Annotated in this window: 17 protein-coding genes; 3 read left to right on the plus strand and 14 right to left on the minus strand. The window is 73.3% G+C overall.

Annotated elements, in window-relative coordinates; all coding sequences use genetic code 11:
- Positions 1-15: 15 nt before the first annotated feature.
- Positions 16-699, minus strand: a complete 684-nt coding sequence (locus tag IPM45_02525; protein ID MBK9178444.1) for a CDP-alcohol phosphatidyltransferase family protein — start codon at positions 697-699, stop codon at positions 16-18.
- Positions 700-884: 185 nt separating this feature from the next.
- Between IPM45_02525 and fusA the strand changes: the two genes are divergently transcribed.
- Positions 885-2,942, plus strand: coding sequence for an elongation factor G (gene fusA / locus IPM45_02530; protein ID MBK9178445.1), 2,058 nt, complete (start codon positions 885-887; stop codon positions 2,940-2,942).
- 86 nt (positions 2,943-3,028) lie between these two features.
- Here the strand turns inward: fusA and IPM45_02535 are convergent, their stop codons facing one another.
- From IPM45_02535 to IPM45_02545, 3 genes are all read right to left on the minus strand, one after another.
- Positions 3,029-4,585, minus strand: a complete 1,557-nt coding sequence (locus tag IPM45_02535) for a sulfatase-like hydrolase/transferase (protein MBK9178446.1) — start codon at positions 4,583-4,585, stop codon at positions 3,029-3,031.
- Positions 4,586-4,685: 100 nt separating this feature from the next.
- A complete protein-coding gene (locus IPM45_02540) occupies positions 4,686-6,011 on the minus strand; it encodes a hypothetical protein (protein MBK9178447.1) in 1,326 nt (441 codons plus the stop codon).
- Positions 6,008-6,568, minus strand: a complete 561-nt coding sequence (locus IPM45_02545; GenBank protein MBK9178448.1) for a 3'-5' exonuclease — start codon at positions 6,566-6,568, stop codon at positions 6,008-6,010. The genes IPM45_02540 and IPM45_02545 overlap by 4 nt, the downstream gene beginning before the upstream one ends.
- Before the next feature lie 176 nt (positions 6,569-6,744).
- On the opposite strand from IPM45_02545, the gene IPM45_02550 reads away from it, so the two are divergent.
- Complete coding sequence (locus IPM45_02550; GenBank protein ID MBK9178449.1) at positions 6,745-6,963, plus strand: PLDc N-terminal domain-containing protein; 219 nt, start codon at positions 6,745-6,747, stop codon at positions 6,961-6,963.
- Positions 6,964-7,025: 62 nt separating this feature from the next.
- Here the strand turns inward: IPM45_02550 and IPM45_02555 are convergent, their stop codons facing one another.
- The 7 genes from IPM45_02555 to npdG all read right to left on the minus strand — a co-directional run bounded on the left by IPM45_02555 (position 7,026) and on the right by npdG (position 13,740).
- A complete protein-coding gene (locus IPM45_02555; GenBank protein ID MBK9178450.1) occupies positions 7,026-7,784 on the minus strand; it encodes a hypothetical protein in 759 nt (252 codons plus the stop codon).
- Positions 7,785-7,942: 158 nt separating this feature from the next.
- Positions 7,943-8,470: a hypothetical protein gene (locus IPM45_02560; protein MBK9178451.1), complete on the minus strand. Its 528-nt coding sequence runs from the start codon at positions 8,468-8,470 to the stop codon at positions 7,943-7,945.
- A gap of 10 nt (positions 8,471-8,480) precedes the next feature.
- Positions 8,481-9,008: an HIT domain-containing protein gene (locus tag IPM45_02565; protein MBK9178452.1), complete on the minus strand. Its 528-nt coding sequence runs from the start codon at positions 9,006-9,008 to the stop codon at positions 8,481-8,483.
- A gap of 2 nt (positions 9,009-9,010) precedes the next feature.
- Positions 9,011-10,957: a threonine--tRNA ligase gene (thrS, locus tag IPM45_02570; protein ID MBK9178453.1), complete on the minus strand. Its 1,947-nt coding sequence runs from the start codon at positions 10,955-10,957 to the stop codon at positions 9,011-9,013.
- 74 nt (positions 10,958-11,031) lie between these two features.
- Positions 11,032-11,778, minus strand: coding sequence for a 1-acyl-sn-glycerol-3-phosphate acyltransferase (locus tag IPM45_02575; GenBank protein MBK9178454.1), 747 nt, complete (start codon positions 11,776-11,778; stop codon positions 11,032-11,034).
- 85 nt (positions 11,779-11,863) lie between these two features.
- Positions 11,864-13,009, minus strand: coding sequence for a cysteine--tRNA ligase (locus IPM45_02580; protein MBK9178455.1), 1,146 nt, complete (start codon positions 13,007-13,009; stop codon positions 11,864-11,866).
- Between the two features lie 71 nt (positions 13,010-13,080).
- Entirely contained in the window at positions 13,081-13,740 is a 660-nt protein-coding gene (gene npdG / locus IPM45_02585; protein MBK9178456.1) for an NADPH-dependent F420 reductase, read from the minus strand.
- A 112-nt stretch (positions 13,741-13,852) separates the two neighbouring features.
- Between npdG and fabI the strand changes: the two genes are divergently transcribed.
- On the plus strand, positions 13,853-14,620 hold the full coding sequence (gene fabI / locus IPM45_02590) for an enoyl-ACP reductase FabI (GenBank protein ID MBK9178457.1): 768 nt from the start codon (positions 13,853-13,855) through the stop codon (positions 14,618-14,620).
- A 20-nt stretch (positions 14,621-14,640) separates the two neighbouring features.
- Here fabI and IPM45_02595 read toward each other — a convergent pair whose 3' ends face one another.
- The 3 genes from IPM45_02595 to IPM45_02605 are packed head-to-tail and all read right to left on the minus strand — an operon-like array spanning position 14,641 to position 17,108.
- Positions 14,641-15,000 carry a hypothetical protein gene (locus IPM45_02595; GenBank protein MBK9178458.1) on the minus strand — a complete coding sequence of 120 codons (360 nt, stop codon included), beginning with the start codon at positions 14,998-15,000 and terminating at the stop codon, positions 14,641-14,643.
- A gap of 10 nt (positions 15,001-15,010) precedes the next feature.
- Positions 15,011-15,964, minus strand: coding sequence for a phosphotransferase family protein (locus tag IPM45_02600; protein MBK9178459.1), 954 nt, complete (start codon positions 15,962-15,964; stop codon positions 15,011-15,013).
- Positions 15,965-15,989: 25 nt separating this feature from the next.
- Positions 15,990-17,108: a peptidoglycan DD-metalloendopeptidase family protein gene (locus tag IPM45_02605; protein MBK9178460.1), complete on the minus strand. Its 1,119-nt coding sequence runs from the start codon at positions 17,106-17,108 to the stop codon at positions 15,990-15,992.
- Positions 17,109-17,160: the final 52 nt, after the last annotated feature.

A 17,160-nucleotide genomic window follows, 5' to 3' on the forward strand; every position in this document is an offset into this window, starting at 1 on the left:
GGCGCGGGACGGTGGCTAGATCTGGCGGCGGCGCACGCCCACGCGGCGGCTGGCCGCCCGGGACGAGGCTCGAGCGGTGCGCCGGGCGGTCCACGTGCGCTGGCGGCGCACCGGACGGGGGGCGCTGGCCTGACGCCACACCTTGACGAAGCGCTGGACCGCGGTCGCCAGGGTGAGCACGAGCATCACCCACAGGATCGGGACGAGCAGCGAGTCGAACAGCAGGCCGAAGGCCAGCAGGATGATCCGCTCGGCCCGCTCCATCAGGCCGCCCTTGGCGTCGAAGCCCAGCGACTCGGCCTTGGCCCGCTCGTAGGAGACGAGCGCGGACGCCCCGAGCACCGCCATCGGCAGCAGGGCGGCCCGCCCACCGTCCTGGGTGGCGAGGAACCAGGCGACCCCTCCCAGGAGCAGGGCGTCGGTGACCCGGTCGGCGACCGAGTCGAAGAAGGCACCGCGCGGCGACGCCGATCCGGACGCCTTGGCGACCGCACCGTCGAGCAGGTCGGGCAGCGCCGCCAGCACCAACAGCACCAGACCACCCCGGAGCGCGCCGGCACCGATGGCGACGGCCGCCGCCACGGCCATCGCGAGCCCGATGGCGGTGAGGACGTCGGCCGTGATGCCGGCCCGGCGGAGACTGGCCCCCACGGGCTGCAGCCCGCGGTCGATGCCGGTCTTCCAATGTCCGTCGAACATGTGGCCTTCCCTGCGAGAGCCCGACGGGGAAAACGGTACCAGCGCAACCCCGCCGGGGTGCGGCACGCCGCCGTCACCACGTCCGGTCACGTCGGCCGTCGACGTGGCCCGGCCGAGGGGGGAGGCGCGGCGGCGTGACTAGTGTGAGCCCGCCGTCGACCTCGTGACCGAGGGGGGAAGCCAGGGTGAAGCAGTATCCGCCGGACCGGATCCGCAACGTCGCGTTGGTGGGCCACAGCGGGTCGGGCAAGACCACGCTGGCCGAGGCGCTCCTCTACCGGGCCGGCGCGATCAACCGCCAGGGGAAGGTCGACGACGGCTCCACCGTCTGCGACTTCGACCCGGAGGAGCAGAAGCGGCGCATCTCCCTGTCCCTGGCCCTCGCCCCCTTCGAGTGGCGCGACCACAAGGTCAACCTCATCGACACCCCGGGCTACGCCGACTTCGTGGGCGACGTGCACGCCGCGCTCCGGGTGGCCGACCTGGCCGTGTTCGTGGTGAGCGCCGTCGACGGCGTCGAGGTGCAGACCGAGATCGCATGGCGGACCGCGGCCCAACTGGGCGTCCCCCGCATGGTGTTCGTCAACAAGCTCGACCGCGAGCGGGCCAGCTTCGAGCGCACGCTCGACCAGCTCCGCGAGCGCTTCGGCGCCGGCGTGGCCCCCCTCGAGCTGCCCATCGGCGAGGAGGCCGCGTTCCACGGGGTGGCCGACCTCCTCACGGACCGCGCCTACGTGTACGACGGGGCGACGTCGACCGAGACCGACGTCCCCGAGGAGCTGGCCGAGCTCGAGCGCCAAGTGCACGACAACCTGGTCGAGGGCATCGTGGTGGCCGACGACGCCCTCGTCGAGCGGTACCTCGAGGGTGACGTCCCCTCGGCCCGGGAGCTGGAGGACACCCTCGCCGTCGGGGTCGCCGAGGCGACGGTCTTCCCGGTCGTGTGCGGGTCGGCGGTCACCGACGTGGGCGTCGACCGCCTCGCCGACTTCATCGTCGAGCTCGGGCCCGCGCCCACGTCGCGACCCCCCGTGCCGGTGCAGGCGGGCGATGCCGAGGCCGCGGTGACGCCCGACCCGGCGGCCGACCCGCTGGCCTTCGTGTTCAAGACCATCGCCGACCCGTACGTGGGCCAGATCTCCGTGTTCAAGGTGCTCTCCGGCACCGTCCGGCCGGACGAACGCCTGGTGAACCCCCGCACCGGCGCCGAGGAGCGGCTCCACGGCCTGTTCACGCTGCGCGGCAAGGAGCAGGACACCGTCGCCCAGGTGCCCGCCGGCGACATCGCGGCGGTAGCCAAGCTGGCGGCCACGGCCACCGGTGACACCCTGGCCCCCAAGAACGTGCCGGTCCGGGCGGCGGCCATCGAGCCGGCCGAGCCCCAGCTCTCCATCGCCATCAAGGCCAAGACGCAGGCCGACGACGACAAGCTGGCGACCGCGCTCCACCGCCTCCGCGACGAGGACCCGGCCCTGGTGGTCGTCCGCGACGACGAGACCAAGCAGACCCTGCTGCGGGGCACGGGCGAGACGCACCTGGCGATCACCCTCGAGCGCCTCAGCCGCAAGTTCGGCGTCACCGTCGAGACCGAGGACGTGCGGGTCCCCTACCGGGAGACGATCGGCCGCCAGGCCGAGGCCGAGGGCAAGTACAAGAAGCAGACGGGTGGCCACGGCCAGTTCGGGGTGGCGTTCCTGCGGGTGGAGCCCCTGGAGCGGGGTGCCGGCTTCGAGTTCGTCGACAGCATCGTGGGCGGTGCGATCCCCCGGCAGTTCATCCCTGCCGTGCAGAAGGGCGTTGAGGAGACGATGTCCACCGGCGGCGTGTTCGGCTACCCCGTGGTCGACGTGCGCGTGACGTGCTTCGACGGCAAGTACCACACCGTCGACTCGTCGGAGATGAGCTTCAAGATGGCCGGGTCGCTCGGGTTCAAGGACGCCATGGCCAAGGCCGACCCCGTGCTGCTCGAGCCGGTCTCGAGGCTGGAGGTCACGGTGCCGGCCGAGTACCAGGGCGACGTGATGGGCGACCTCAACTCCCGGCGGGGCCGCGTGCAGGGCACCGAGGCCGTCGGCAACGGCGAGCAGACGGTCACCGCCCTGGTCCCCACCTCGGAGATCCTCCGCTACGCCATCGACCTGCGCTCGATGACGGGTGGCCGCGGCCGGTTCCGGATGGAGCACGACCACTACGAGCAGCTCCCGGCCAACCTCGTCGAGAAGGTGGCCAAGCCCAAGACCTGATCCCGCACGCACCCGCCCGCCGGGGCCGGGCGCCGACCACCTCGCCCGGGCCGACACCCCGGGGCCCGCGCCGGTACGTCAGCGGCCTATGCGATGCCCAGCCGGGCCAGGTGCTCGGCCGGCGCCTCCACCTCGTCCAGCGCGGCGCGCAGCAGGTCGATCATCTCCGCCTCGAGCGGCGTGCCGACCAGGTCGTGCTCCTCGCCGGGGTCGGCGTCCAGGTCGAACAGCATCCGGCTGCCCGGCCGGGTGCCGGCCGCCCAGTACGGGACCGGGTCCCCGGGGGCGAACGGCTGGCGGATCACCGGCACCGACGACCCCGGCATGCGGTCGAGCCAGGCCCGGCCGTCGGGCCGGGGCAGGCGCAGCCCCGGGAGGCCGTGGATCGGCATGGTCGACCAGCGGTTCGACCACATCGACAGGGGGGCGTTGTCGCCCACCGGGCCCCGGCCGTACTTGTGGCGACCGTCGGTGACATGGATCTCGCGGCCCCAGTAGCCGGCCAGCGCGCCGTCGCGGACGCTCGACACCTCCCCGGTGATCAGGGGCGCCAGCGAGCGGCCGTGGATGCGGTGGCCGGGCGCGACGCCGAACAGGTCGGCCAGGGTGGCGTGCAGGTCGACGCTGGTGGTGAGGGCGTCGACGACGCCGGGAGCCACCCCCGGCCAGGAGACCAGGAGGGGGATGCGGCCCATGGGTTCGTACACGGGCACCGCCGGCTTGCCCCACAGGTCGCGCTCGCCCAGGTAGTGCCCGTGGTCAGTGCACACGATGATCGCGGTGTCCGGCGCGAGGCCGGCCCGATCCACGGCGTCGAGGACGCGCCCGAACCAGTGGTCGATCATGGAGAGCTTGGCGCCGTAGTTGGCCCGGATGTGGCGCCCCTCGCGCTCGCTCAGCACGCCTCGGGCCACGCCGTCGACGGCGTAGGGCGGCCAGATCAGCCGTGGGCCCTGCCAGTCGGGGTCGTACCGGCTCGCCCAGGGCTCGGGGGTGTCGAACGGCTCGTGCGGGTCGAACTCGTCCACGAACAGCAGGAACCGGTCGTGGTGGCCGGCGTTCAGCTCGAGCCACTGCGCCGCCGTCGCCATGGTCCGGGGGCCGGGGAAGTCGCCCTCCGACCGGAACCAGGTGCGCGAGGTGTCGTAGGGGCGCACGAGGTGCGGTGCGGGCGCCGCTGGGAGCGCCGGCGCGCCCACCCAGCTCGGGTCGGGCCTCGTCCTCCACGGGTCGCCCTCGTGGCCACGCACGTACTCCCACGCGCTGAAGTCGGTGTGGAAGTTCTCGCCGCCCACCTCGAACAGGTGCGGGTGGTCGGACACGAGCATGGTGGTCACCCCGGCCTGCTGGAGCTGGAGGGTGATGGCGTCCTCCCACACCTCGATCGAGCCCCAGGGCTTCCACAGGAAGTCGAGGGCCCCGCACAGGATGTCGTGACGGGCGGGGATGCAGGGCAGCGAGCCGGCGACGTGGCGATCGAAGCGCAGCGCCGTGCGCGCGAAGCGGTCGAGGTTCGGGGTGTCGAACTCGTCGCTGCCGTAGCACCCGAGCAGGTGCCGGTTCAGGCTGTCGAGCAGGACGACGACGGCGTGCCGCGGCGCGGTCGGCCGCCCTGCAGGTTCGCGTGCTCGGACCTCTGGCATGAGGCCACCAACGGTAGGCGGCATCTCGGCGCGGCGCGGTCGGACGGCCTGCAGGTTCGCGCGGGGTGGGCCTCCGCCGACCGACCCGCCCCGGCTCCGCTCAGTCCGCGGCGGCCATCTCGTCGAGGTAGGCGGCGATGGAGGGCAGGCCGGTGAGCTTGTCGTGGAAGAAGTTGTTCACCAGGTTCATCACCTGGTCCCGCGCCGCCGCCACCGCCGCCGACCGCGTGTCCGCCGCCGACTGACGCCCCACGGCATCGCGCAGGCGGAGCAGCTGGCGGACGATCTCCTCCTCCTCGACCCCGTCGAGTGCCCGCAGCACGTCCACGACGAGTGCGTCCACCTGGGCGAGCACGGTGTCGGTGGTGATGGACGACCCCGGCACCGACGCCTCGTCCACGGTTCGGATCACGGCGTGCACCTGGTAGAGCACCGCGGTGGGCTCGTCGAACAGCTCCCGGAGGAAGGCGGCCTCCTCGTAGCGACCGCTGAGCCGGAAGACGTTGTACATGCGCTTGGCCGCCTTGCCGTAGTTGCGGGGGTCGTGCGCCACGTACTTGCGCACCTCCTCCTCCAGCCGGGCCACGTACTCCTCGAGGGCGTCGGGCGAGACGTGCTCGACCAGCTTGGAGAAGACGGGCACGGAGTCCGCCTCCAGGTAGACCTCCTGGAAGTAGGGATCCAGGTAGCCGTCGAGGGGGGTGATCGACCCGTCGGGTGCCTCCCAGGTGACGTCGAGCATGTTGGAGGCGTTCGCCACCTGGTTGCGCACCGGGTCGGCCACCACCCAGTCGAGCTTGCACCAGCCGGGATCGGGCGCGACCTGGTCCCACCCGATCTCGACCGGCTCGCCCCCCGGCGTGCGCCCGACGATGGAGCCGGCACCGATCTCCGCCGGCATCCAGGCGATGGGCGTCCCCGCCCGGCAGAGCCGTCCCTGCCGCTCGACGTCCTGCGGGTAGCTGCCGAACTTCACCTCGAGGAGCCGGTACGTGTCGCCTTCGAGGGTGGCCATCGCCTTGTCGCGGATGAGGGCGGCGAGGCGGCGACAGGCGTCGTCGCGGGTGGGGGCCAGGATGTTCACCCGCTCGAAGTAGTCGCAGTCACCGGGGTAGGTCTGGATCTTCGACTGGGCCGCCGAGCCCGACAGGGCCAGTGCGGTCTCCACCCCCTCGGCGTCGTCGAAGCCGACCAGCCGCCCCACGGCGCGGAAGTGGGCCAGGTCGTCGGGGCTGAAGTCGAGCATGCTCACCTGGTGGCCGAACACCCCGGTCTCCGCGTGCACGACCACCCCGCTGCTCTCGCGGGCCGCGACGATGGCACCGAGCCACTGCAGGGCGTCGGCCTCGTCGAGCTCGACCCCGAGGCGGCGGGCCGACTCGACGATGCGCTCCAGATCGGCGGCGGGAGTGGGCTCGGTGCTCACGGCTCCTCCGTGGTTCGGCGCACCGCGCCCTCGGCGAGGACGCGCCGGAACAGACCGGCCTGGATGACGGCGTCCGCCAGGGCGTGGTGCGGGAGATCGATGTCGAGCCCGAAGCGGGCGGCCACGTCGGCCAGGGCGGTGCGGCTCCAGGGCGCCCCGGTGACGCCCATGTACAGCGCCTTGATGTCCAGGGCCGAATGCCCGAACGGGTTGGGCACGTCGAAGCGGCGGAAGTAGTCGGCCACGAACATCCAGTCGAAGGGGGCGTTGAAGGCGACGAACACGGCCCGGCTGCCGGCGGGCACCACGTCCTCGACCCAGGCGGCCAGGCGCTGCATGGCCTCCTGCGGAGGCAGCCCGTGCTCGGCGAGGTGGTCGAGGGAGAGGCCGCTCACGGCCAGCGCGTCGGGGTCGGCCTCCCACGTGGTGGGCTGCAGCTCGGCGTAGAAGGTGCACCGGGTGTCGTCGGCCAGGCAGGCGCCGACGGACAGCAGGGCATGCGTGCGCGGCACCGGCCCCGCCGTCTCGACGTCCACGGAGATGTAGACCTCGGCCATCCGCGGCACCGTAGCCCCGCGGGGGCCGCTGGCGGATCTCGCCGTCCACCGTGGCCTCGCACGCGGTGCTGCTCGCCGCGAAGGCCGGGGCCCGGGTCGAGGACGCTTGACAGGCCCCGCGACGGGGCGCTCGATGGAGACGGAACGCAGATGGCGCGACGCACGGGAGGACTGTGATGCTCGCCTACGACTACCCGCTGCTCGGCATCTTCTGGTCGGTCTTCTTCTTCTCGATGTTCGCGATCGTCGTCTTCGCGGTGATCTGGGCGTTCATCGACAACTTCCGTCGGCGCGACCACAGCGGCTGGATGAAGGCCCTCTGGGCCCTGATCATCATCGTGCTGCCGCTGCTCGGGACCTTCATCTACATCGTCGCCCGCCCACCCGACGCCTGACCCCGGTTCAGGCGGCGCTCGGGGCTCCCCGGGCGGTGGACGGGCCCCTGGTCAGCCGTCGCTCAGGACACGGCCGCGCGGGCTCGCTCACCGTGTCCGACCGGGCGCGCCTTGGCGTCGACGAGTGTGCCGTGCCGGGCGAGCTCGTCGGGGCTCATGGCGGTGCGGAGGGTGCCGAAGAGCACGTCCGCGAGGGGCAGCAGGAAGTTGAGGTTGGCCCCGAGATCGACGTGGTGGATGTAGTGGTGCCGGTCGAGGAACGCGAACCACGGTTGCGCCTCGACGATGCGGTGGCTGCCCGGCCGGTGGATCGTGTCGTGCACGACGATGAAGAGGTTGGAGACGACGGCCGAACCGACCACGACGCCGACGAGGAACGGCACACTCCGCGTCAGGAGCCAGGCGGGCAGCCAGACCGCGACGGCGCCGATCCCCATGTACCAGGAGAAGTGGGCGAGCCTGACGCCGGCGTTCCGCAACGGCGAGACGTGCGCGTCGGGGGCGCGCCCGCCGATCGACAGCCGACGAGGCGGACCACCCGTGACGTAGCGCCACGTCGGGAAGAAGGCGACGTGGTGCGCGGTGTGGACCGTGAAGATGGCGCCGAGCGGACGGATCACCGGCTCGTGGTACACGAACCGGTGCACGTACCACTCGATGGGCGAGGCGACGAGGGGGATGACGCACAGGCCGAGCACGAGGGCCAGCACCGCCTGCATCCCACCGTCGCCCATGGACCGCACGAGGAGCATCACCCCGCCGACGAGCGCCGCGACCCCGAGCGTGCCTCCCACGACCCGGCGTCGGTCGACGGGCCGCACCGGGCCGGGCCTGGGTCGCCCCGCCTGTCGCGTCGTCTCACCAGGTCCGAGCACGTCCGGCATCGTCGTCTCCCGAGCTCCGATTCCCTCGGGACACGAACCGCGCAGCCCCGTCGGTGGGCCAGGGTAGCTCCACGGGTCTGACCTGGGCAGACGGCCTACGTCAACCCCGACCAGTCCTCGGGGTTGTCCATCACGAGCTGGTCGAGCACGCGGCCGTCGACGCCGTCGACGAGCACCAGGCCCCGGCGCGCCGGGGGGTTCTCGGCCGAGTAGAGGAGGATCTTCCAGGTCGGCCGGCTGAGCAGGCCACGCCAGCCCATCTGGGCCGAGGCGTGCCCCACCGGGAAGCCCACCGCCCGGGTGGCCGCCACCAGCGCCTGCTTCTCGTCGACCCGGAGCGTCCAGCCGGCGACGAGGTGGTAGGCGCCGATGGCCGCCAGCAGGACGGCCGCCCAGAGGAAGCCCTGGTTGACCAGCACCGGGTCGTCGCCCCGCGTGAGCGCCCACGCCCCGAAGCACCCCGTGGCGATCACGAGGTACAGGACCCCGGGGATGCGGCGGCGGTTGTTGTCGGGGAACCGGTAGGGACCGACGAACCCCGACGCGTCCAGGTCCCCGGGCAGCTCGTCGCGGATCTCCTCGTCGGGGCGGGCGGTCGCGCCGTCGCTGGTGGGGTCGGCCATCGGCCAGAGGCTACGGGTGCGGGGTGGGCCGCGGCCAGGCGGCCCGCAGGCGCGCCGCGCTCGACGACAGCGTCTCGGGCATCACCCTGGCCTCGGCCACCGCCGTCATGAAGTTGGTGTCGCCGTTCCAGCGCGGGAGCACGTGGACGTGCACGTGGTTGGGCACGCCGGCACCGGCCGAGCGGCCCAGGTTGGCCCCCAGGTTCACCCCGTCGGGCCGGTAGGCCGCCTCGATGGCCGTCACCGCGTCGGTGACCGCGGCCCACAGCTCGGCGGCCTCGCCCGGCGTGAGCGCGGCGAGGGTGGCCACCTCGCGGTAGGGCATCACCAGGACGTGCCCGTTCGTGTACGGGAACGCGTTGAGGATCGCGAAGCACCGCTCGCCCCGCCACACCACGTGGGTCTCCTCGTCGGGCAGGCCGCTGGCGAGGATGCGGGTGAAGATCGACCCCTCCCCCGGCGGCTCGCCCCCGTCGGAGGCCGCCGACTCCACGTACGCGGTGCGCCAGCCCGCCCAGAGCCGGTCGAGCGAGCCCACGCTCAGGTCGTGTGGGCCAGGACGTCGGCGCGCAGGTGCTCGATGAAGTCGTCGACCCTGACCCCCCGCTCGACGTCGCCGACGCGGGGGTTGACCCCCACGGTGCCCTCGGCCACGTCCTCGTCGCCGACCACCAGAACATACGGGAGCTTGGCCAGCTTGGCCCGCCGGATCCTGGTGCCGAGCGGCTCGCCGGCGTCGACGTAGTCGGCCCGGAACCCTTCGGCGCGGAGGCGGTCGACGAGGCGGGCGGCGTAGGTGTGGTGGTCGTCGCGCACGGGCAGCAGGCGGACCTGCACGGGCGCCAGCCAGGCCGGGAACGCCCCCGCGAAGTGCTCGACCAGCACGCCGAAGAACCGCTCCAGCGAGCCGAACAGGGCGCGGTGGATCATGATCGGGCGGTGCCGGGCGTTGTCGGCCCCGACGTACTCGATGTCGAAGCGCTCCGGCAGGTTGAAGTCGTACTGGATGGTCGACAGCTGCCACCTGCGCCCGATGGCGTCGCGCACCTTGACGTCGATCTTGGGCCCGTAGAAGGCGCCGCCCCCCTCGTCGAGCTCGAAGGGCAGACCCTCTCGCACCAGCGCCGACCGGAGTGCCTCGGTCGCCTCGTCCCACGCCGCGTCGTCGCCGATCGACTTCTCCACGGGTCGGGTCGACAGGTTGGCCTCGAACTCGTCGAAGCCGAAGGCGCGCAGCACCGACAGCACGAACCCGAGCAGGCTGGCGACCTCGTCGACGGCCTGGTCGGGGGTGCAGAAGATGTGGCTGTCGTCCTGGGTGAACCCCCGCATGCGCATGAGCCCGTGGAGGGTGCCGGACCGCTCGTACCGGTAGACGGTGCCGAGCTCGAACAGGCGCACCGGGAGGTCGCGGTAGCTGCGCTGGCTCGACTTGTAGACCATCACGTGGAACGGGCAGTTCATCGGCTTCGGGTAGTACTGCCCGTTGTCCATCTCCATGGGCGGGTACATGGCGTCGGCGTAGAAGTCGAGGTGCCCGCTCGTCTCCCACAGCCCCGCCCGGGCGATGTGGGGCGAGAAGACGAACTCGTAGCCGCCCCGCTCGTGGCGCTCGCGGCTGTAGTCCTCCATGAGCTTGCGCACCAGGGCACCCTTGGGGTGCCACACGGCCAGCCCGCCGCCGACCTCGTCCGGCCACGAGAGCAGGTCGAGCTCGACGGCGAGCTTGCGGTGATCGCGCTTCTCGGCCTCCTCGAGGCGGTGGAGGTGCTCGGCCAGCGCCTCGGCCGACTCCCACGCCGTGCCGTAGATCCGCTGGAGCATCGGGTTGCGCTCGTCGCCCCGCCAGTACGCACCGGCCACCTTCATGAGCTTGAAGTGGCCCAGCCGGCCGGTGGACGGGACGTGGGGACCCCGGCAGAGGTCGACGAACTCGGGCGTGTTCCGGTAGACGCTCACCGCACCGCCGGCCGCACCCTCGGCCACGTCGACGCCCTCGATGATCGCCCGCTTGTAGGGCTGGTCGGCGAAGAGCTCGAGCCCCTCCTCCTGGTTGAGCTCGCTCCGGACGAAGGGCTGGTCGTCGGCGACGATCTCGCGCATCTTGGCCTCGATGCGTTCGAGGTCGTCGTCGGTGAAGGTGCCGCCGCCGGGCAGCTCGAAGTCGTAGTAGAAGCCGTGCTCGATCGGCGGACCGATGGCGAAGCGGGCACCGGGGAAGAGCGCCAGCACGGCCTGGGCCAGCACGTGCGCGGTCGAGTGCCGCAGCACGTGGCGGCCCGGCTCCGAGCCGGCGGTGACGATGGCCGCCGACGCGCCCTCGGGCAGCGGGGCCCCCAGGTCGCGCTCGACCCCGTCGACCACCACCGCGACCGCGTCGCGAGCCAGGCGGGGCCCGATCGCGGCGGCCAGGTCGGCTCCTGTGGCGCCGTCGGGCAGGGAGCGCGCGGAGCCGTCGGGGAGCGTGACAGTGATCTGGTCGGCCATCGCCGGCGAGCCTACCGGCCGCCCGGACGCTCCCCGGAGCAGTTCGGGCGTCGGGACCGGACCGCGGCCTCGGCTCAGGCGAAGGCGGCGGCGATCACCGCCGGGCCCTCGACCGGCCCCGGCAGCCTGGCCACGTCGGTGGGCAGGTTCTCCGACGTCTTGGTGGCGTACGCGTCGACGTACTCCTGGCCCGAGAGCTCGCGGATCTCGAACATCACCTCGTCGGTGATGCTGCGGAGGACGAGCCGATCGCTCGCCCGGTCGAGGTAGCGCGTGACCTTGATGGGCCGGCCGATCCGGATCTGGGCAGCCAGGAACGGCCGGGGCACCAGGGCGTCGGGCGGCTGGATCTCGCGCGTGCCGCGGATCCCCACCGGGTAGATGGGGCAGCCGGCCCGCAGGGCCAGGCGGGCCACGCCGGTGTGGCCCTTGTGGAGCACCCCGTCGCGCGAGCGGGTGCCCTCGGGGAAGATCCCGAACAGCTCGCCGCGGTCGAGCACCCCCTGGGCCGCGCTGAGCGCGCCCTCGCTGGCCTCGCCACCGGACCGGTCGATGGGGATCATCCCCATGGCCGGGAACAGGTGCTTCGTCTTCCACGAGTCCATGTACTCGGCCTTGCCGACGAACGTGATGCGGCGGGGAAGGGTGAGCATCAGGAACGCCGAGTCGAGGAACGAGACGTGGTTCGGGGCGAGGATCGCCGGCCCGGTCGCCGGCAGGCGGTCGAGGCCCTCGACGTGGATGCGCCACAGGAACTTGCGGACGGGCCCGAGGACGCGCCGGCCCACGTCCTGCAGGTGTCCAGGTTCTCGCTGCGGCATCGCGGCCCCCGCTCGTGGTCGATGTCTCCCCACCCAGGTTACGTGGTGACGAACGTCACGGTGGCGCGGCCGGCTGGGGGAGGGGTCAGGCCCGTCGGGGTGCGTGGCCGACCGGGCGGTCGAGGCGCACCCCCAGCAGCGCCGCCGCGGCCGACACACCGTGTCCGGCCGCGGCCGCGGCGTCGACGGCGGCGATCGCGGCCGGCGTGTCGAGATCGTCGTCGAGCGCGGCCCGCACCTCGTCGAGGCCGCCCTCGCCCTCGCCCGCCGCGCACCACGCCTCGAGCCGCACCGACGCCTCGGGCATGATCCCGGGTTCCCACTCCCAGGAGTCGCGGTACCGGTGCGCCAGCACGCCGAGGCGGATGGCGCGAGGGTCGTAGCGGAGCAGCAGGTCGCTCACGAACACCAGGTTCCCCAGCGACTTGGACATCTTCGAGCCGTCCATGCGGACCATGGCCTGGTGCATCCAGTGGCGCACGAAGGGCTCGCCCGTCGCGGCCTCGCTCTGGGCGCGCTCGCACTCGTGGTGGGGGAAGACCAGGTCGGAGCCACCGCCGTGCAGGTCGATCGTGGTGCCGAGCTCGCGCAGGGCCAGCGCCGAGCACTCGACGTGCCAGCCCGGACGGCCCGCCCCCCACAGCGACTCCCATGCGGGCTCGTCGGGCGCCGAGGGCTGCCACAGCACGAAGTCGAGGGGGTCGCGCTTGTTCGGGTCGTCGGGGTTCCCCCCGCGCTCGGCCGCGAGCAACAGCATCTCGTCGCGGTCGTAGCCACTCACGTGACCGAAGCCGTCGAAGGACCCCACGTCGAAGTACACGGCTCCGCCGGCGGTGTACGCGTGCCCGCGCTCGAGCACCATCCCGATGAAGCCGCGGATGTCGGGGATGGCCGACGTGGCCCGGGGCTCGCTCCAGCAGGGGAGCATCTCGAGGGCGCTCATGTCGGCCTGGAACCGGGCGACCTCGGCCGCGGCCAGGTCGAGGTAGTGCACGCCCAGCTCACGGGCCTTGCGGAGGATGTCGTCGTCGACGTCGGTGATGTTGCGGACGCACCGGGTGTCGTGGCCGAGGTCGCGGAGGCGCCGCTGGAGGACGTCGTAGGTCAGGTACGTGGCTGCGTGACCGAGGTGCGTGGCGTCGTAGGGCGTGATGCCGCAGGTGTACATGGCGACCAGGGGGCCCGGCTCGAAGGGCACGACCGCCCGGCGGGCGGTGTCGTACAGGCGCATGGGCACGGGTCTACACGCGGAGCCGGTGCTCGCGACGGACGGACGGCCCGGAGGCGGCGACCGGGCCCCGTCTACACGTCGTGGATGCCGGTGAGCCGCACGGCCACGCGGGTCTTGTAGCGCATGTTCAGCTGCAGGAGCACCGCCGCGAACGCCTCGATGGGCGCGGCGTTGGACAGCTCACCGGCATCGAGGGGCCGCAACCCCGGGATCCGCTCGACGATGTGGGCCGTGGCGTCGGTGGCCGAGGGGTGATCGGAGCAGATGAGCACGTCGCTCTCCACCGGCGCGTCGATGGTGCCCAGCTCCTTGGCCGGCACGTGATGGAACGCGGCGGCCACCTTCGAGCCGGGCACAGCGGCCTGCACGCTCGCCGCCACCGACCCACGGGGCGGCACCAGGGGCTGGAACTCGTGGCCCACCTTGGCCAGGGCGTTGGCCATCGAGATCACCACCTTGCCCCGCAGCTGGCGGGCCACCGACGCTGCGGTGGGCGGTGCCGCGTCCCACGGCGTGGCGATCACCACCACGTCGGCGTCCGAGGCCCCCTCGTTGTCCGCGGCATCGATGGAGAGCTCGTGGCCGGGCCACCGCTCGACGATGCCGTCGCGCGCCTCGAGGGCCCGGTACCGCGACCGCGATCCCAGGACGACGTCGAACCCGACCGATGCCAGACGGGCGGACAGGGCCCGGCCGGCCGGTCCCGTCGCCCCGAGGATCCCGATTCGCACCGCGACACCTTCGCATCCCCGCGGCGGCCGGGCCAGCCCGGACGCCCGCCCCAGCGGCGCGGAGCCGCGGTCCACCGGTACGGTGAGCAGCCGTCCCGCAGCGGAGGTGGACATGGGGATCCTGGACGGCAAGCGCATCCTGGTCACCGGCGTGCTCACCGACGCCTCGCTGGCCTTCGCCGTGGCCCGCATGGCCCAGGACGAGGGCGCCGAGGTGGTGCTCACCGGGGCCGGCCGGGGGCTCTCGCTCACTCGCCGGACCGCCCGCAAGCTGCCCATCGCGCCCGAGGTCCTCGAGCTCGACGTCACCGACGAGTCCCACGTGGCCGCCGTGCGGGACGCGCTGGCGGCACGCTGGGGCCGCGTCGACGGGGCGCTCCACGCCGTCGGCTTCGCGCCCGCCGACTGCCTGGGCGGGGACATCCTCAGAGCCGGGTGGCCCGACGTGTCGGTGGCCCTCCACATCTCCGCGTACTCCCTCAAGGCCCTCGCCGACGCGGTCGCTCCGCTGATGGACGGGGGCGGGTCGATCGTCGCCCTCGACTTCGACGCGCGGGTGGCCTGGCCCGCCTACGACTGGATGGGCGTGGCCAAGGCCGCGCTGGAGTCGACGGGCCGCTACCTGGCGCGCGATCTCGGCGCGCGGGGCATCCGGGTGAACCTGGTGGCGGCCGGGCCGATCCGCACGATGGCGGCCAGGTCCATCCCCGGGTTCGCCCGCTTCGAGGAGGTCTGGGACGAGCGGGCGCCGCTCGGATGGGACGTCGACGACCCGGATGCGGTCGCCCGGGCCTGCGTCGCGCTGCTGTCCGACTGGTTCCCCCGCACGACCGGCGAGATGGTGCACGTCGACGGCGGCTACCACGCCATGGGGGCCTAGGCCAGCGCCGGGGCGGCCCGCTACCGGTCGGGCGGGTCGGGCGCCGCGTACCTGGGGTTGGCCACCGCCAGCTTGTCCCGCACGGTCGCGGCCACGGCCGCCCGGACCTCGTCGTAGCGGTCGTCGAGGGCACCACTGCGGATCGCGGCGGCCAGCTCGGCCTCGTCGGCGACGCCCAGCGACGCCAGCCGCTCGGCGTGGTCGGCGGCCTGCTCGGGCCCGAGCTCGAGCTCGCGCTCCACCATGCCGAGCACGTTCACCGCCACCCGGGTGTGGAACTGGAGCCGGCCCTCCACCGCGGGCAGCACCTCGCGCTCGAGCCACTCGCGCACGGCCTCGACCAGCTGCTGCGCGCTGGGCGCGTCGTGGGGCGCGGTCACCGGGACGCGCTCACGGCAACAGCAGCACGAGGTCGTGCTCGTTCTCGCAGACCCGCCGGCCGATGGCCGCGAGCTCCACCGACCGGGACAGGCCGGTGAGGTGGGCGTTGGCCTGCATGATGCACATGATCCCCCACTTGAGCGTGCCGAGCGTCTCCCACCAGCGCACCACCTCGGGGTCGACGGCGACCCCCGACGCCGCCTCGTACGAGCCGAGCAGCGCCTCCAGCGACCCGAACCCACCCACCCGGCCGGGACCGCCGAACCGCCACGCCCGCACGCAGAGCCAGCCCAGATCCTCCACCGGGTCGCCCACGTGGGCCAGCTCCCAGTCGAGCACGGCCCGCAGCCCCTCGGGGCCGACCACGAGGTTCCCGATCCGGAAGTCGCCGTGCACCACGGTGGTGCGGTGCGAGGGTGGGCGGTTGGCCTCGAGCCACCGGAACGCGAGCTCGAAGGCGGGATGCGGAGCGCCCAGGGCGTCGAGCACGGCGCGGTACTGGCCCAGCTGATCCTGTTCCTCGAGCCCGGCCACGGCGTCGACGGGGATCGCGTGCACCGCCGCCAGGGCCCGCCCGCACTGCTCCGCCAGCACCGCGCGGGCCGGCTCGTACTGCGGGTCGCGGAGGATCTTGCGGGCGATGGTCTCCCCCGCGAGTCGCTCGAGCACGAGGAAGGGCGCACCGAGGGGCTCGGCGTCGGCACCGCTGGCGACCAGGCCGGCCACGGGCACGCCGGCGCGTGCGGCCGCTCGCAGCAGCGCGGCCTCGGTGGCCATCCCGCCTCCCGGGCGGACCGCCCCGGGGCGCTCGCGCTGGAGCACCAGCGGGACGACCGTGGCGTCGGGCATCCGCCCGTCGAACGACCAGGTCTCGCGGGAGGCGCCCCCCGACAGCCGCCGCAGGCCCTCGACCGTCACCGGGCCCAGGGCATCGGCGAGGACGTCGCTCAGTGCCGAGGCCAGCGCGGCGGGTTCCACGGCGTCCCGATCAGCAGTAGCGGCTGACCCAGGGATAGGGGTTGACCGGCGATCCGTTGCCCGGGTGGACCTCGAAGTGGAGGTGGTACGGGCCTCCCCGCGCGTCGCCGGTGTTGCCCACGTAGCCGATCACCTCGCCGGCCGACACGTTGCGGGCCGGGCCTTCGTGGCCGGACAGGTGGTCGCCCCAGTAGAAGTTGCCGTCGGCACCGTAGAGCCGGAAGGTGAGCCCGCCGTCGCGGTCGAAGGTGGGCTCGAACCGGCCGGACACGGGGGCGACGATGGGCGTGCCCAGTGGAGCGAGGATGTCGTTGCCCTGATGGCGGCGGCCGCCGGGGCGGGGCGCGCCCCAGTCGTCGCTGAAGGCACGGGGACCCTGCACCGGGCACACCCACTCGCCGCCGGACGGCGCCGCGATGACGTTGCCGCCGGAGCCCGACCCGCTGCTGGCCGAGCCGCCGGAGCCCGACCCGCCGCTGCTGGCGGCCCGCTGCGGGGCGGCAGCCCGCGCCGCCGACGCCTGCTGCTGGCGGGCGGCCTCCGCCTGCCGGCGCTGCTCCTCCTCGGCCCGTCGCCTGGCCTCTTCCTCCTGGCGGCGCCGCTCCTCCTCCTGCAGGCGGGCAAGCTCGGCCTCGAGGGCCGCCTTGCGCTGCTCGAGCTCCCCGATCGCCACCTGCTGGTCGGCCCTGCGATCGGTCAGCTCGGCCTGGGCCGCGTCGAGGTCCTGGCGCTGACGCCGGTACTCGTCGATCACGTCTTCCTGACCCACCGTGACGAAGCGGGCCATGGCGTCGGCCACGACGTGCTGGTTCAGGTCGCCGCCGACCATCCACGCCGCCACCGCCTCGTCGGAGCGGACGTAGCTGCGCAGGGCGACCTCCTGCACCGACGCCCGGAGGGCGGCCATCCGGGCCTCGGCCTCCCCGGTGCGGTGCTCGAGGTCGGTGAGGCCCTGCTCGATCTGCGCCAGCTCGGTCTGGGCCTGGGCGTACTCGGCGGCGGCCTGGTTGGCCCGCCGCTGGGCGGCGCTGATGTCGGCCTCGTCGGCCGATGCCCTCGGCGCCAGGCCCAGGGTGGCGACCACGAGGGCGCCCGCGATCACGAGACGGGACGTTCTGGGAGTTCGCACGACCCGACCACGATAGCGAACGTTGCGATCCTGTGACAGCGATGGTCGAGGG

It is taken from the genome of Acidimicrobiales bacterium, assembly GCA_016716005.1.
Taxonomy (GTDB): domain Bacteria; phylum Actinomycetota; class Acidimicrobiia; order Acidimicrobiales; family JADJXE01; genus JADJXE01.